Annotated in this window: 19 protein-coding genes and 1 pseudogene; all 20 read left to right on the top strand. The window is 65.4% G+C overall.

Going from position 1 to position 15,528, the window contains the following annotated elements:
• Positions 1-33 precede the first annotated feature (33 nt).
• The 20 genes and pseudogenes from rpsN (at position 34) to ACQR07_RS19025 (ending at position 15,314) form a co-directional block, all read left to right on the top strand.
• Positions 34-339 carry a 30S ribosomal protein S14 gene (rpsN, locus tag ACQR07_RS19120; protein ID WP_257166565.1) on the top strand — a complete coding sequence of 102 codons (306 nt, stop codon included), beginning with the start codon at positions 34-36 and terminating at the stop codon, positions 337-339.
• A gap of 12 nt (positions 340-351) precedes the next feature.
• Positions 352-750 (top strand): 30S ribosomal protein S8, encoded by a 399-nt coding sequence (gene rpsH, locus ACQR07_RS19115; protein WP_015667608.1) that lies wholly within the window; start codon positions 352-354, stop codon positions 748-750.
• A gap of 13 nt (positions 751-763) precedes the next feature.
• Positions 764-1,297, top strand: a complete 534-nt coding sequence (gene rplF, locus ACQR07_RS19110) for a 50S ribosomal protein L6 (RefSeq protein ID WP_434864617.1) — start codon at positions 764-766, stop codon at positions 1,295-1,297.
• An 11-nt stretch (positions 1,298-1,308) separates the two neighbouring features.
• Positions 1,309-1,671, top strand: a complete 363-nt coding sequence (rplR, locus tag ACQR07_RS19105; RefSeq protein ID WP_006611854.1) for a 50S ribosomal protein L18 — start codon at positions 1,309-1,311, stop codon at positions 1,669-1,671.
• 48 nt (positions 1,672-1,719) lie between these two features.
• A complete protein-coding gene (rpsE, locus tag ACQR07_RS19100) occupies positions 1,720-2,292 on the top strand; it encodes a 30S ribosomal protein S5 (RefSeq protein WP_006611855.1) in 573 nt (190 codons plus the stop codon).
• A 45-nt stretch (positions 2,293-2,337) separates the two neighbouring features.
• Complete coding sequence (rpmD, locus tag ACQR07_RS19095) at positions 2,338-2,529, top strand: 50S ribosomal protein L30 (RefSeq protein ID WP_006611856.1); 192 nt, start codon at positions 2,338-2,340, stop codon at positions 2,527-2,529.
• An 11-nt stretch (positions 2,530-2,540) separates the two neighbouring features.
• Complete coding sequence (gene rplO, locus ACQR07_RS19090; RefSeq protein WP_434864616.1) at positions 2,541-3,026, top strand: 50S ribosomal protein L15; 486 nt, start codon at positions 2,541-2,543, stop codon at positions 3,024-3,026.
• Between the two features lie 157 nt (positions 3,027-3,183).
• Positions 3,184-4,515: a preprotein translocase subunit SecY gene (gene secY / locus ACQR07_RS19085; RefSeq protein WP_434864615.1), complete on the top strand. Its 1,332-nt coding sequence runs from the start codon at positions 3,184-3,186 to the stop codon at positions 4,513-4,515.
• Between the two features lie 88 nt (positions 4,516-4,603).
• Positions 4,604-5,509, top strand: a complete 906-nt coding sequence (locus ACQR07_RS19080; RefSeq protein ID WP_434903763.1) for an adenylate kinase — start codon at positions 4,604-4,606, stop codon at positions 5,507-5,509.
• A gap of 195 nt (positions 5,510-5,704) precedes the next feature.
• The gene (gene rpsM / locus ACQR07_RS19075) at positions 5,705-6,073 is read left to right on the top strand and encodes a 30S ribosomal protein S13 (protein WP_006611860.1); all 369 of its coding nucleotides are present in this window, start codon (positions 5,705-5,707) and stop codon (positions 6,071-6,073) included.
• Positions 6,074-6,201: 128 nt separating this feature from the next.
• On the top strand, positions 6,202-6,591 hold the full coding sequence (gene rpsK / locus ACQR07_RS19070; RefSeq protein ID WP_006611861.1) for a 30S ribosomal protein S11: 390 nt from the start codon (positions 6,202-6,204) through the stop codon (positions 6,589-6,591).
• Positions 6,592-6,706: 115 nt separating this feature from the next.
• Positions 6,707-7,738 (top strand): DNA-directed RNA polymerase subunit alpha, encoded by a 1,032-nt coding sequence (locus ACQR07_RS19065; RefSeq protein WP_434864613.1) that lies wholly within the window; start codon positions 6,707-6,709, stop codon positions 7,736-7,738.
• A 151-nt stretch (positions 7,739-7,889) separates the two neighbouring features.
• Positions 7,890-8,303 (top strand): 50S ribosomal protein L17, encoded by a 414-nt coding sequence (rplQ, locus tag ACQR07_RS19060; RefSeq protein WP_284423139.1) that lies wholly within the window; start codon positions 7,890-7,892, stop codon positions 8,301-8,303.
• A gap of 265 nt (positions 8,304-8,568) precedes the next feature.
• Positions 8,569-9,015 carry a hypothetical protein gene (locus tag ACQR07_RS19055; RefSeq protein WP_434903762.1) on the top strand — a complete coding sequence of 149 codons (447 nt, stop codon included), beginning with the start codon at positions 8,569-8,571 and terminating at the stop codon, positions 9,013-9,015.
• 31 nt (positions 9,016-9,046) lie between these two features.
• Positions 9,047-9,187 (top strand): annotated as a pseudogene (locus tag ACQR07_RS19050) (DUF1330 domain-containing protein); the annotation flags it as partial.
• Positions 9,188-9,208: 21 nt separating this feature from the next.
• Positions 9,209-10,513, top strand: coding sequence for a chloride channel protein (locus ACQR07_RS19045; protein WP_434903761.1), 1,305 nt, complete (start codon positions 9,209-9,211; stop codon positions 10,511-10,513).
• Between the two features lie 325 nt (positions 10,514-10,838).
• Positions 10,839-11,897, top strand: coding sequence for an ABC transporter substrate-binding protein (locus ACQR07_RS19040; protein WP_434903760.1), 1,059 nt, complete (start codon positions 10,839-10,841; stop codon positions 11,895-11,897).
• Positions 11,898-12,058: 161 nt separating this feature from the next.
• Positions 12,059-12,961, top strand: a complete 903-nt coding sequence (locus ACQR07_RS19035; RefSeq protein WP_434903759.1) for an ABC transporter permease — start codon at positions 12,059-12,061, stop codon at positions 12,959-12,961.
• On the top strand, positions 12,961-13,749 hold the full coding sequence (locus tag ACQR07_RS19030) for an ABC transporter ATP-binding protein (protein WP_434903758.1): 789 nt from the start codon (positions 12,961-12,963) through the stop codon (positions 13,747-13,749). Before ACQR07_RS19035 ends, ACQR07_RS19030 begins: the two co-directional genes overlap by 1 nt.
• A gap of 26 nt (positions 13,750-13,775) precedes the next feature.
• On the top strand, positions 13,776-15,314 hold the full coding sequence (locus ACQR07_RS19025) for an amidohydrolase family protein (RefSeq protein ID WP_434903757.1): 1,539 nt from the start codon (positions 13,776-13,778) through the stop codon (positions 15,312-15,314).
• The last annotated feature ends 214 nt before the right edge of the window (positions 15,315-15,528 follow it).

The following is a 15,528-nucleotide window of genomic DNA, read 5'->3' as shown; positions in this document are numbered from 1 at the left end:
AGCTTCTCAAACGCGGATACCCAGGAGCCAAGCATGGCAAAGAAGAGTTCAGTCGAGAAGAACAACCGGCGCAAGCGGATGGCGAAGAACGCCGCCCCGAAGCGCGCCCGGTTGAAGGCGATCATCGCCGACAAGGAAAAGCCGATGGAGGAGCGCTTCGCCGCGACCCTGAAGCTGGCCGAAATGCCGCGCAACTCGTCGACCACCCGCATCCGCAACCGGTGCGAGCTGACGGGCCGTCCGCGGTCGAACTACCGCAAGAACAAGCTGAGCCGCATCGCGCTGCGCGAGCTCGGGTCCAAGGGCCTGGTTCCGGGCCTGGTGAAGTCGAGCTGGTAAGGAGGGTCGAACATGTCAACACACGATCCCATCAGCGATCTGATCACCCGCATCCGCAACGCGCAGATGCGCTCGAAGTCGAAGGTCTCGACCCCCGGCTCGAAGATGCGCGCCAGCGTGCTCGAGGTGCTGAAGTCCGAGGGCTACATCCGCGGCTATGCCACGGTGGAGCATCCCTCCGGCCGCAGCGAGCTCGAGATCGAGCTGAAGTATTTCGACGGCGAGCCCGTGATCCGCGAGATCGAGCGCGTCTCCAAGCCCGGCCGGCGCGTCTACACCTCGGTGAAGAACCTGCCGCGCGTGAACAACGGGCTCGGAATTTCTGTTTTGTCGACGCCGAAGGGAATCATGGCCGACCATAGCGCGCGTGACGCGAATGTCGGCGGTGAAGTTCTCTTCACGGTGTTCTAAGAAGGATTGAGCCATGTCACGTATTGGCAAGAAGCCTGTGACGGTGCCGTCCGGTGTGACCGCCACCGTCGACGGTCAGACCGTCAAGATGAAGGGCCCGAAGGGCCAGCTTCAGTTCCTCGTCCATGACGACGTCGAGGTGAAGTTCGAGAACGGCCAGGTCAAGGTTGCCCCGCGCAGCGAGACCAAGCGCGCCCGCTCGCTCTACGGCACCGCTCGCGCCCAGATCGCCAATCTGGTCGAAGGCGTCACCAAGGGCTTCGAGAAGAAGCTCGAGATCACCGGCGTCGGCTACCGCGCCGCGATGCAGGGCAAGAACCTGCAGCTCGCGCTCGGCTACAGCCACGACGTCGTCTACCAGATCCCGGAAGGCATCACGATCGCGGTGCCGAAGCCGACCGAGATCACGGTCACGGGCATCGACCCGCAGCGCGTCGGCCAGGTGGCCGCCGAAATCCGCGCCTACCGGCCGCCGGAGCCCTACAAGGGCAAGGGTGTGAAGTACGCGGGTGAATTCATCTTCCGCAAGGAAGGCAAGAAGAAGTAACGGAGCCGGACATGTCGAGAGCAAAGGTTACGAATGCCCGGCGCAAGCAGCGCGTGAGGCTGTCGCTGCGCCGCTCCGCCGGCGGCCGGCCGCGTCTGTCGGTGTTCCGTTCGTCGAAGCACATCTACGCTCAGGTCATCGACGATCAGAAGGGCGAGACGCTCGCCTCTGCGTCGTCGATGGAGAAGGAGATGCGTTCGGCCGGCAACACCGGCGCCGACATCGACGCGGCCAAGGCGGTGGGCAAGCTGCTCGCCGAGCGCGCGGTGAAGGCCGGGATCAAGGAAGTCGTGTTCGATCGCGGCGGCTATCTCTATCACGGGCGCGTCAAGGCGCTGGCCGACGCGGCGCGCGAGAGCGGGCTGAGCTTCTAACATCAATGGATATGGGCGCGAGAGCCCCTCAGAAGATTGGATAGCACCATGGCAGGTGAACGGGAACGAGGCGGTCGCGATCGCAAGGAGCGCGAGGAGCGCGACAGCGAGTTCGTCGACAAGCTCGTCCACATCAACCGAGTCGCGAAGGTCGTGAAGGGCGGTAAGCGCTTCGGCTTTGCGGCGCTCGTCGTGATCGGCGATCAGAAGGGCCGGGTCGGTTTCGGCCACGGCAAGGCGCGCGAAGTGCCGGAGGCGATCCGCAAGGCGACCGATTCCGCCAAGCGCAATCTGACCCGCGTCGCGCTGCGCGAGGGCCGCACTCTGCACCACGACATCTTCGGTCGTCACGGTGCGGGCCGCGTCTATCTGCGTGCGGCTCCGGCCGGTACCGGCATCATCGCCGGCGGTCCGATGCGCGCCGTGTTCGAGACGCTGGGCATCCAGGACGTGGTGGCGAAGTCGATCGGCTCGTCCAACCCGTACAACATGGTGCGTGCGACCTTCAACGCGCTGAAGCACCAGGACAGCCCGCGTTCGGTCGCTGCCCGCCGCAACATCAAGGTGTCGACCCTGCAGGCCCGCCGCGTCGGTGGCGATGCCGAGGCAGCCGCCGACTAACGAACGCGCGCCGCCTTTCGGCCGGCGCATCTCGGAGTGAGGACAATGGCTAGCGCCAAGACGATCAAGATCGAGCAGATCGGCAGCCCGATCCGCCGGCATCACTCGCAGCGCGAGACGCTGATCGGGTTGAAGCTGAACAAGATCGGCCGCGTGACCGAGCTGCCGGATACCCCGGCGGTCCGCGGCATGATCACCAAGGTTCATCATCTCGTCCGCATCGTCGACGAGAAGTAAGGAGAAGGGCGATGAAGCTCAGCGATATCGCCGACAACGCCGGCGCGCGCAAGAAGCGCATGCGCGTCGGCCGCGGCATCGGCTCCGGCAAGGGCAAGACGTCCGGCCGTGGCGGCAAGGGCCAGACCGCGCGCTCCGGCGTGCGCATCAAGGGCTTCGAAGGCGGTCAGATGCCGATGCATCGCCGTCTGCCGAAGCGCGGCTTCAACAACATCTTCGCGCTCGATTTCGTCGAGATCAATCTCGACCGGATCCAGCAGGCGATCGATGCCAAGAAGCTCGACGCTGGCAGCGTCATCAACGCCGAGGCGCTGGTGAAGTCGGGCGCGCTGCGCCGCTCCAAGGACGGCGTGCGTCTGCTCGGCCGTGGCGAGCTCAAGGCCAAGATCAACATCGAGGTGTATGGCGCCTCGAAGTCGGCCGTCGCGGCGGTCGAGAAGGCCGGCGGCACCGTCAAGATCCTGGCGCCCGCCAAGGACGAAGGCGAAGCGGCGTAACTTCTGCGTCATCGCCCCGCCACAGGCTCAGGCTTGGTGGGGCAGGGCGATGGACAGAATGCGTCTGCGCACCAGATAATATCCGACGTCTGCCCAAGCCCCGCGAGCCCTCGCGGGGCTGATGCGGTCAAGAACGGGCGGCGGGAGAAAGCTAGATATGGCCTCAGCAGCGGAACAACTTGCGGCAAACCTCAATTTCGGCGCGCTTGCAAAAGCCGATGAGCTGAAGAAGCGCATCTGGTTCACCCTCGGTGCGCTGCTGGTCTACCGCCTCGGCACCTACATTCCGCTGCCGGGCATCGATCCCAACATCTGGGAGCAGGTGTTCCGCACTCAGGCCGGGGGCATCCTCGGCATGTTCAACATGTTCGCCGGCGGCGGCATCCACCGCATGGCGATCTTCGCGTTGAACATCATGCCGTACATCTCGGCATCGATCATCATTCAGCTCCTGACCACCGTCTCGCCGCAACTCGAGGCCCTCAAGAAAGAGGGCGAGTCCGGCCGCAAGATGCTGAACCAGTACACCCGCTATTTGACGGTGATCCTGGCCGCCGTGCAGTCCTACGGCATCGCCGTCGGCCTCGAGGGCGCCGGCAACGTCGTGGCGGAGCCCGGCCTGTTCTTCCGCCTGTCGACCGCGATCACGCTGACCGGCGGCACCATGTTCCTGATGTGGCTGGGCGAGCAGATCACCTCGCGCGGCATCGGCAACGGCATCTCGCTGATCATCCTGTCCGGCATCGTCGCGGAGCTGCCCTCGGCGCTCGCCAACATGCTCGAACTGGGCCGCCAGGGCGCGCTGTCGACCGGCCTGATCCTGATCGTCATCGTGATGGCGGTCGCTGTGATCGCCTTCATCGTGTTCATGGAGCGCGCCCAGCGCCGGCTCCTGATCCAGTATCCGAAGCGCCAGGTCGGCAACAAGATGTTCGAGGGCCAGTCCTCGCATCTGCCGCTGAAGCTGAACACCTCGGGCGTCATCCCGCCGATCTTCGCCTCGTCGCTGCTGCTGCTGCCGACCACGGTCGCCAACTTCAACGCCGGCAAGGGCCCGGAGTGGTTCCAGTGGATCACCACCCAGCTCGGCCACGGCCGGCCGCTGTTCCTGGTGATGTATCTGGCGCTGATCCTGTTCTTCGCCTTCTTCTACACCGCGATCGTGTTCAACCCGACCGAGACCGCCGACAACCTGAAGAAGCATGGCGGCTTCATCCCGGGCATCCGGCCGGGCGAGCGCACCGCGGAATATATCGATTACGTGCTGTCGCGCATCACCGTGCTCGGCGCCATCTACCTGGCGATCGTGTGTCTGATCCCGGAAATTCTGATTTCCTACGCTTCCGTCCCATTCTACTTTGGTGGCACTTCGCTTCTGATCGTGGTCAGCGTTACGATGGATACCGTGGCGCAGGTTCAGGGTTATCTGCTCGCCCATCAGTATGAGGGGCTGATCAGGAAGTCGAAGCTGCGGGGTCGCCGCCGCTAATCAGTGGCGGATCGCGGCCCGGGAACCAAAAGCCAAAAACAAGGTGTGCGGGAGGGTCGCTCACCGTGTGCCGGGGGGCGAAATTCGTATGAGACTCATTCTTCTGGGACCGCCCGGCTCGGGCAAGGGAACGCAGGCGCAGCGTCTGGTGCAGCGTCACGGCATCGTCCAGCTCTCGACCGGTGACATGCTGCGCGCCGCCGTTGCGGCGCAAACTCCGATCGGGCTGCGGGCCAAGGACATCATGGCCGCCGGCGGGCTGGTTCCGGACGAGGTCGTGGTGGGCATCATCGCCGACCGGATCGAGCAGCCGGACGCCGCCAACGGCTTCATCCTCGACGGCTTCCCGCGGACCGTGCCGCAGGCCGAGGCGCTGGATGCGCTGCTCAAGCAGAAGCAGATGAAGCTCGATGCCGTGATCGAGCTCCGGGTCAACGAGGGCGTGCTGCTGGAGCGGGTCGAGCGCCGGGCCGCCGAGACGCGGGCGCGCGGCGAGGCCGTGCGGGCTGACGACACTCCCGAGGTGCTGACCAAGCGCCTCGCCAGCTACCGCGACCAGACCGAGCCGCTGATCCACTATTATTCCGACCACCGGATGCTCGCGACCGTCGACGGCATGATGCCGATCGAGGAGGTGACCGAGGAGATCGGCCGGATCCTGGCTGCGGTCGGCAAGAGCGGCGGCAGCCGCGCGGCCAAGACGGCGAGCCCGGCCAAGCGGAGCAAGAAGGCGGCGGTCAAGGCCGCAGCGAAGACCCCCGCCAAGGCGCCGAAAGCGGCCAAGAAGGCCGCGAAGAAGGCCGCCAAGCCGGCTGCACCTGCAAAAAAGGCCGGCAAGACCGCCAAGAAGGCTGCCAAGACGGCCAAAACTGCGAAAAAGGCCGCCAAGGCCCCCAAGAAGCCTCCGAAGAAGGCCTCCAAGGCCGCCGTAAAGGCAGCCAAGGGAACCCGGAAAACCTCTGCGAAATCTGCAAAAAAGCGCGCCAAGAGGTGACCGAATCCGCTAGGAGTGGTTGACGACCGCTCCGTGAATCCATTAATAAGCCCGCATCCAAGTCGGATAGTTTTCGAAAGATGCCGGGCCCCGTGAATCGAGGGGTGGGCGTCTTGTTCGCGTTTGCGGACACCTGCCCGAGATAGCGACAGAGAAGACCGGTCCGACCTCGGATCGGTGACAGGAGAGAAGTCCGTGGCCCGTATTGCCGGTGTCAACATCCCGACCAACAAGCGCGTCCTGATCGCGCTCCAGTATATCCATGGCATCGGCCCGAAGATCGCGGGCGAGATCGTCGAAAAGGTGAAGATCGCCGAGGATCGCCGCGTCAATCAGCTGAGCGACCAGGAAGTCCTGCAGATCCGCGAAATCATCGACCGCGACTACGTCGTCGAGGGCGACCTTCGCCGTGAGACCGGTATCAACATCAAGCGGCTGATGGACCTCGGCTGCTATCGCGGCCTGCGTCATCGCCGCGGCCTGCCGGTGCGCGGCCAGCGCACCCACACCAATGCGCGCACGCGCAAGGGTCCGGCCAAGGCGATCGCCGGCAAGAAGAAGTAATTGGCGAATTGCGAATGAGCGGGTAGCGGGTAGGGGAAGCCCTTCTCGCTATTCGCCATTTACCATTCGCTCGTTTGGTGTAGCCGCTGGCATTACGGCGGCGTTGAGATCTCGAGAAAGGTACTTATATGGCCAAGGAAGCCGCACGTGTCCGCCGTCGTGAGCGCAAGAACATCGCCTCCGGCGTCGCGCATGTGAATTCGTCGTTCAACAACACCACCATCACCATCACCGACGCGCAGGGCAACACCATTGCCTGGTCGTCGGCCGGCACGATGGGTTTCAAGGGATCGCGCAAGTCGACCCCGTATGCCGCGCAGGTCGCGGCGGAGGACGTGTCCAAGAAGGCCCAGGAACACGGCATGCGCACCCTCGAGGTCGAGGTCGCCGGCCCTGGCTCTGGCCGTGAATCGGCGCTTCGCGCGCTGCAGGCTGCGGGCTTCACCGTCACCTCGATCCGCGACGTGACGACGATCCCGCACAATGGTTGCCGTCCGCGCAAGCGCCGGCGCGTCTGATGTGAAGGAGGCGGACAGCATGTCCGCCTCGTCTTGCTTTTGAACCATTTCGATTGCCGCGATCTGATGCGCGGTTCTCCAACGCCAGTCAGTCGTCCCCCAGACGGACTGGCCCATGGGTGAAACAGTGACGATCCAGAAGAATTGGCAAGAATTGATTCGGCCGAACAAGCTCCAGGTCACGCCGGGCTCCGACGCGACCCGTTTCGCCACCGTGGTCGCCGAGCCGCTGGAGCGCGGCTTCGGCCAGACGCTGGGCAATGCGCTCCGCCGCATCCTGCTGTCGTCGCTGCAGGGCGCCGCCGTGCAGTCGGTGCACATCGACGGCGTGCTGCACGAGTTCTCCTCGATTGCCGGTGTCCGCGAGGACGTCACCGACATCGTGCTGAACATCAAGGACATCGCGATCAAGATGCAGGGCGAAGGCCCGAAGCGCATGGTCGTGAAGAAGCAGGGCCCGGGCGCGGTGGTGGCTGGCGACATCCAGACCGTCGGCGACATCGTCGTGCTCAACCCCGACCTGCCGCTCTGCACCCTGGACGAGGGCGCCGAGATCCGCATGGAGTTCACGGTCGCGACCGGCAAGGGCTATGTCGCCGCCGATCGCAACCGGCCCGAGGACGCGCCGATCGGCCTGATCCCGGTCGACAGCCTGTTCTCCCCCGTCCGCAAGGTCTCCTACAAGGTCGAGAACACCCGCGAGGGCCAGATCCTCGACTACGACAAGCTGACCATGACGATCGAGACCAACGGCGCGATCTCGCCGGAGGACGCGGTGGCCTACGCCGCCCGCATCCTGCAGGATCAGCTCAACGTGTTCGTCAACTTCGAAGAGCCGCGCAAGGAAGTCGCCCAGGAGATCATCCCGGACCTCGCCTTCAACCCGGCCTTCCTCAAGAAGGTGGACGAGCTCGAGCTGTCGGTGCGTTCGGCGAACTGCCTGAAGAACGACAACATCGTCTACATCGGCGATCTCGTGCAGAAGTCGGAAGCGGAGATGCTGCGCACCCCGAACTTTGGCCGCAAGTCGCTGAACGAGATCAAGGAAGTGCTGGCCCAGATGGGTCTGCATCTCGGCATGGAAGTGCCCGGCTGGCCGCCGGAGAACATCGACGAGCTGGCCAAGCGCTTCGAGGATCATTACTGAGCGAATAGGGAGTGGCGAATAGCGAATAGGGATTGGCGAATTATTCGCTACTCGCCATTCGCTACTCGCCTCTCTGGGCGAACGCAGGCAGCCCACCTGAGCAACATGTCCGACGAACCGTCGCGGCAGATTGAAATGAAGGACTAATACAATGCGTCACGGCAAGGTTCATCGGAAGCTCAACCGCACCGCCGAGCATCGCAAGGCGATGTTCGCCAACATGTGCGCCGCGCTGATCAAGCACGAGCAGATCGTCACCACGCTGCCGAAGGCCAAGGAGCTGCGGCCGATCGTCGAGAAGCTCGTCACCCTTGGCAAGAAGGGCGGCCTCGCGCTGCGCCGCCAGGCCATCTCCGAGATGCGCGACGTCGACCAGGTCAAGAAGCTGTTCGACGTGCTGGCACCCCGCTACAAGGACCGCAACGGCGGCTACACCCGCATCATCAAGGCCGGCTTCCGCTACGGCGACAACGCCGCGATGGCCGTGATCGAGTTCGTCGATCGCGACGTCGATGCCAAGGGCCAGGATTCCGGCCCGGTGCAGGAGACCTCGGAAGCCGCGTAAGCAGCGATCCGATCTTTGGTTTGCAGAACGGCGCCTTCGGGCGCCGTTTTCGTTTCGAGGATGGTTGCTCGGTAGGGTGGGCAAAGGCGCGGCCCAGCTGTCTCCTCACGCGAACTCTCGGTGGCGCCGTGCCCACCATCTCATCGAGAACTGGCTGACGGACGGTGGGCACGCTGACCGCCTTCGGCGGCCGCTTTGCCCACCCTACGATTCGCATGGACCCGTGCTACGCAGGTCATCGACGACCTGAATCGGAGCGCAGCGTATGACCGCGGCAGAACTGCACATCGCCTACGAGCCGGACGAGGATCGCACCGGCAAGATCATCGCGACCGCCAGGGCCGGCGCGTTTGCCGGGCGCGGCGAGGCGTGGTTCGGCAGCCACCTGGATGACTTCGTGAAGGATCTGCGCTGCTATCCGCTGTCGCGGGACAAGCCGCCGATGATCGAAGGCGGATACTTCGATGGAAAGGGAGCGCTTGAGCAATGCTTCGTCCGGATCGTCGTCAAGCCGCATGATTTTCGCGGGCATCTGTTGGTGCAGGCGGATCTGGCCACGCTCGTTCAGAGCACACCGGATGCCGACGTGCAGAACAGCGCCTCGATCCGCTTCCTGACCGACTATGCGATCCTCGAGCGCTTCGCTGTCGAGCTTGGGGACATGCTGAAGGGGCGTCGTCAGGTCGCAATCCTGATGGGCACCACAAGCTAGGGTTCGGCCCCGCTGGCCCGCGGAGAAGGATCGGCTCATCATCGTCCAGTTCCCGTCGATGGCGCGGCCGCGCGAATGGTATGCGTCGCCCGAATAGGCCGAAGCGCTCGGCGAGCGCTGGAAGGCGCTGGACCGCCGGCTGATTTTCGCCGACTGTGCTGCACCTGCGTAAGGCCCGGACCGGCGACGACCGATGTTGAAGATTACTCCCCGCCGCAAGCGCTGGCTGAAGCTGACCTCGGCGCGCTGGCAGCGGCGGGTGCTGTTTGTGGCCGGCGGCCTCGTGGTCGGCGCCGCCGCCGTGGTGCTGGCGGAGCTCGCCGACCAGGCCCAGCTCGCCTTCAACTGGCTGCTGGCGCAATCGCGCTATGCCTCGCTCATCGTGACGCCCACAGGCTTCGCGCTCTCGGTCTATCTGACCCAGCGCTACTTTCCGAATGCGCAGGGCAGCGGCATCCCGCAGGCGATCGCCGCGCGGCACCTGTCGGACACGCGGGCGCGCAGCCCGCTGGTATCGATCCGCATCGCCATCGGCAAGATCGTGCTGACGCTGCTCGGATTACTGTGCGGCGGCTCGGTCGGCCGTGAGGGACCGACCGTGCAGGTCGGTGCCTCCATCATGTTCGCGCTCGGCCGGCTGTCGCCGCGCCGTCAGCCCGGCTTGATCCTCGCAGGCGCCGCAGCCGGCGTTGCCGCCGCGTTCAACACGCCGCTCGCCGGCATCGTGTTCGGCATCGAGGAGATGAGCCGCGCCTTCGAGACGCGGACCTCCAGCCTCGTCATCGCCACCGTGATCGCGGCCGGCCTGACCTCGCTGGCGCTGATGGGCAACTACGCCTATTTCGGCACCACGCCGATCGCGCTGGCCAAGGGCATCGACTGGCTGGCGGTGCCGATCTGCGGCGTCGTGGGCGGCGCGGCCGGCGGCCTGTTCAGCCGCATCCTCATCACCATGGCGCGCGGGCTGCCCGGCGCCGTCGGACGGTTCATCAAGGGCCGGCCGCTGCTGTTCGCGCTCGGCTGCGGCCTTGCCGTCGCGATCTGCGGTCTCGCCTCGGGCGATACGATCTATGGCACCGGCTATGCGCAGGTGAAGAGCGCGCTGGAGACCGGCACGCCGTTGCCGCACGATTTCGGCGTGCTGAAATTCCTTGCCACCACCTTCGCGGCGATCAGCGGCATCCCCGGCGGCATCTTCGCGCCGTCGCTTGCGGTCGGCGCCGGCATCGGCGCCAACATCGCGAGCCTGTTCCAGCACGCGCCGCTGGCGCCGATCATGCTGCTCGGCATGGTGGCCTATTTCGCCGGCGTGGTGCAGGCGCCGATCACCGCCTTCGTCATCGTCACCGAGATGACCGACAACCACGCCATGGTGGTGCCGCTGATGATGGCCTCGCTGATCGCCTACGGCACCTCGAAGCTGATCTGCGAGGAGGGGCTCTATCACGCCCTCGCGAAGGGGTTTGTGGCCAAGGCGGAGGCGAGTGCCGCAGCCTAGCGCGGCGCTCATCCGGGGCTACGCACCATTTGACCCCGCGCGCGCGACGATGCCGCGCTCATGGGCAGGCTGATGCCCGATTGAGCGCGTGCGCTGCGTCTGCGGCCGCATCATCACAAATTCCGCTGTCCGTTCAACATAACAGCCGTTGGCACACGGCTTGCGTAGTTAGGCTCAGCGCAGAGCATCGCTCTCTCGGGTTGGCGTGCCCATCGTCGGGATCCCGTGGGATCGGTGGGACGATGCAGGTCGCGCCCACCGTCGGTGGAGCCTTACGGCTCGTCGCCACCATGGGGTCCATCCCGTCGTCTGGATGGAGACTCGCATGTGCGATCGTGACGGAACCTTCTATCGCAGCTTCTCTCGCCGCAACTTCCTCAAGTCCACGGTGGCTGCTACGGCTGCCACCGTCGCCATTCCCGCTCATCTCGCCACGCTGCTGGCGCCGACGCCGGCGATGGCCGCAGGGACTGTCGTCAAGGCCACCCATGGCTCCGGCTTCTGCAACATGGGCATCTTCCTCGCCAAGGAGCGCAACCTCACGGTCGCCGACGGCGTCGAGCTCGAATTCGTGGTGACGCCGTCGAACACCGAGATCACCACGATGTTCGGCGCCGGCCTCGTCGACATCTCGATGATCCCGTACTCCAACTTCATGACGCTCTACGACGCCGGCGCGCCGGTGAAGATCGTCGCCGGCGGCGGCGTGCAGGGCTGCATCATCGTCGCCAAGGAGGGCATCAAGTCCGCCGCCGACCTCAAGGGCAAGACCTTCGGCACCTTCCAGGCGGATACGCTGGAAGTGCTGCCCTACGACTACCTGAAGAAGGCCGGGCTGTCGTTCAAGGACGTCGACATCAAATATCTCGACACCTCGCCGGAGCTGGCGCAAGCCTTCATGGCCGGCGCGGTCGACGCGATCTGCCACATCGAGCCCTACGCAACGCAATGCGTGCAGCAGCGCAAGGGCGCGACCGTGCTGTCCGACGGCACCGACCTCTACGGCAAGGGCTATTCGGACTGCGTGCTGGCGGCGCGCACGCCCTTGATCGAGAAGAACCCGGCGGCGGTGAAGGCCGTCATCAAGGCCTTGATGGTGGCGCAGAGCCAGGCCGAGGCCGACAAGGCCGCCGCGCTCAAGGACACCGTCGGCAAGTACTACAAGACCTCGATGGAGGCGGCGACCGATGCGTCGTCCAAGCAGCCGATCGTGGTCGATCAGCGCAGCCAGACCCAGTTCATCATCGACCGCGGCGTGTCGATGAAGGAGCTCGGCTACGTCAAGAAGCTGCCCGACAAGGGCGCCTTCGACTGGTCGCTGCTGGAGTCCGTCATCGCCGACAACAAGGCGCTGTATGACGGGCTGAAGCTGAAATCGGCTTAGGTGCTTGTGGCCATCCTTCGAGACGCCGGCCTTCGGGCCGGCTCCTCAGGATGAGGGCTGCCACGCGGCGCAACTGCCGATCCTCATGGTGAGGAGCGTCGCTCTTGCGACGCGTCTCGAACCATGAGGCCCGCCACTCCCCGACATCGTGGATCACACGCATGCGAACTGAATCCGTCGCCGTTGCCGTGCCTGCCGTGGAGGTGCCGGCTCCCGCCGTTCCCTCGCGCAACTGGCGCAAGGCCCAGCGCCGCCTTGCCGCGCTCGCCTGGGCCACGCTGTCGATCGGCTTGTTCGCCGCGATCTGGGAAGCACTCTGGTACTTCGAAAAGATCAACCCGCTCTTGCTGCCGCCGCCGCATCTGTTCCTGCAGGACATTCCCGGCACGCTGAAATTCTTCGACCGCTCCAACCGCGTCGGCTCGGTCGCCTCCGGCGGCGGCATCGGCGCGCTGGCGATCACGATGGTCTGGACGACGTTCCGCGTCTTCACCGGATTGGCGCTCGGCTTTGTCAGCGGCGTCGCCGTCGGCGCCACGCTGCATTACGTGCGCTGGCTGCGCAATCTCTTGATGCCGACCGTGCTGCTGCTGGCGCCGATCTCGCCGGTGGCGTGGCTGCCGGTGGCGATCTTCGTGTTCGGCATCGGTGACGTGCCGGCGATCTTCCTGGTCTTCATCACCGTGTTCTTCACCATCGTGCTGTCGACGTCGGCGCAGATCGAAAGCGTGCCGGTCAACTACATCCATGTCGCCCGCATCATGGGGGCGACACAGACGCAATTGTTCTGGCGCGTCATCCTGCCGTCGATCCTGCCGAGCCTGTTCATGACCTTGCGGCTCAATCTGTTCGGCGCCTGGATGGTGGTGCTGATCGCCGAAACCGTCGGCGTCGGCACCGGGCTCGGCCAGATCATCTCGATGGCGCGCGCGACCTTCAATGCCAAGCTGGTGTTCTTCACCATGGCCGTGATCGGGGCGCTCGGCTTCCTCAGCGACTGGGGCCTGCGCCAGATCCAGCGCCGCATGCTGTGGTGGGTGGCGCCAAACCGGGGAGGGGTGTGATGGTGCGACCGGCCGTGTCCATTCGCAATGTCGGCAAGACCTGGGACGTCGAGGGGCGTCCGCCGCTGCGCGCCATCGATGACCTGTCCTTCGACGTCGCGCCCGGCGAGTTCGTCGTGCTGCTCGGCCCCTCCGGCTGCGGCAAGTCCTCGCTCCTCTACATGATCGCGGGCCTGGAGAGCGTCAGCAACGGCGTCATCGAGGACGATGGCCTGGCGATATCCGGCACATCACCGGAGCGTGGCCTGATCTTCCAGGAAGCCTCGTTGTTTCCCTGGCTCACGATCCTGGACAACGTCGCCTTCGGCCTCGCCATCCGCGCGGAGCTGCCGGAACGCCGCAAGGAGAAGGCGCGTGAGATCCTGCGCCGGGTCGGGCTCGGCGACGCGCTCGACAAGAAGCCGGACGAACTCTCCGGCGGCATGCGCCAGCGCGCCGCGTTCGCGCGCGCTTTGGTGATGCAGCCGCGCGTGCTGATGATGGACGAGCCGTTCGCCGCGCTCGATGTCCAGACCCGCGCCAAGCTGCAGGATTTCCTGCTGCAGATCTGGCAGGACAGCGGCGCCTCGGTGCTGCTGGTGACGCATTCGATCGACGAGGCGATCAGCCTCGCCGACCGCGTCATCGTGTTCACGGCGCGGCCTGGCCGGGTGAAGGAGATCGTGCCGATCGACCTGCCACGGCCGCGTCCGACGCGCTCGCCGCGCTACCACGAATATCGCGACTATTTCACCGAACTGCTCGCCGCCGAGGTCGACAAGGCCTTCGCCGAACAGTCCGGCCTGTAATCCGAACAACCGGGAGGAAGAACGAGATGGCTGACATATTGGTCGGGGCGAAGTGGGTCGTCTCCGGAATCCAGGATCGGCACACGCCCGTCGTGATCGAGAACGGCGCCGTGCTTGCCCGCGATGGTGTGATCGTTGCGGTCGGACCGCTCGCCGAGCTTGAAAAGCTCGCGCCGCAGGCCACCGTGACGCGCCATCCGAACCATGTGATGCTGCCGGGCTTCGTCAACAGCCACCACCATGTCGGCTTGACGCCGCTGCAGCTCGGCTCGCCGGATCATGCGCTGGAGTTGTGGTTCGCCAGCCGCCTGCCGGCGCGCCGGATCGACCTCTATCTCGACACCCTGTACTCGGCGTTCGAGATGATCTCCTCCGGCGTCACCACCGTGCAGCACATTCATGGCTGGATGGCCGGCGGCTTCGACGCCATCCATGGCGCCGCCACCAAGGTGCTGCAGGCCTATCGCGCCATCGGCATGCGCGCCTCCTATTGCTACGCCGTGCGCGAGCAGAACCGGCTGGTCTATGAGGCCGACGAAGAATTCTGCGCCCGGCTGCCCGCGCCCTGGAACGCGCGGCTGTCCGCGCACCTCAAGGCGCAGCAGGTGCCGTTTGACGATTACATGAAGCTGTTCGACGTGCTGACCGCCGAGAACGCCGGCCAGAGCCTGACCCGCATCCAGCTCGCGCCGGCCAATCTGCACTGGTGCACCGATGACGGCCTCGTGGCGCTGCACGAGAAGTCGCGCGCCGCCAAGGTGCCGATGCACATGCACCTGCTCGAGACCGCCTATCAGAAGGAATATGCGCGGCGGCGCACCGGCAAGACCGCCGTGCGTCATCTGCACGATCTCGGCGTGCTCGGCCCGCACATGACGCTCGGCCACGGCGTCTGGCTGACCGAGGAGGACATCGACATCGTCGCCCACACCGGCACCTGCATCTGCCACAACTGCTCGTCGAACTTCCGGCTGCGCTCGGGGCTCGCGCCGCTCAACGTCTGGGAGAAGAAAGGCATCACCATCGGCATGGGCCTCGACGAAGCCGGCATCAACGAGGACCGCGACATGCTGCAGGAATTGAAGCTGGCGCTGCGCGTCCACCGCACGCCCGGCATGGACGACGAGGTGCCGACGGCGCCGCAGATCGTGCGCATGGCGACCGAGAGCGGCGCCAAGACGACCGCGTTCGGCGAGAGCATCGGCAAACTGGAGCAGGGGCGGCTGTTCGATGCCGTGCTGATCGACTGGAACGCCGCGACCTATCCGTTCCAGGATCCCGACATTCCGATGCTGGATGCCCTGGTGCAACGCGCCAAGTCGCAGCACGTGTCGGCCGTGTATGTCGGCGGCGACATCGTCTACGCCGACGGCCGCTTCACCCGTGTCAACCGCGACGAGGTGCTGGCCGAGATCGCCGACATCCTCGCCAAGCCGCGCAGCGAGGACGAGGTCGCCCGCCGCGAGCTCGGCCTCGCGGTGTTCCCGCACGTCAAGCAGTTCTACGACGGCTATTTCGACGGTGCCGAACACACGCCGTTCTATCGGACCTCGACGCGAACGTAATGAGTCGATCCGTAGGGTGGGCAAAGCAGCCGCCGAAGGCGGCTGCGTGCCCACCGCAGCTCAGCAAGCTCCTGGGCCAGATGGTGGGCACGGCGCCATTGCGATCTCGTTCTGGCGAGGGAGCGCCGCATCGCCTTTGCCCACCCTACGATCTGGTGTTCTCCGCCGCCTCCGCTTGCTCCGTCATTGCGAGGAGCGAAGCGACGAAGCAATC

The organism is Bradyrhizobium sp. HKCCYLS20291 (assembly GCF_051167715.1).
Lineage (GTDB): Bacteria > Pseudomonadota > Alphaproteobacteria > Rhizobiales > Xanthobacteraceae > Bradyrhizobium.
This window is presented reverse-complemented; position numbering and strand designations above follow the sequence as displayed.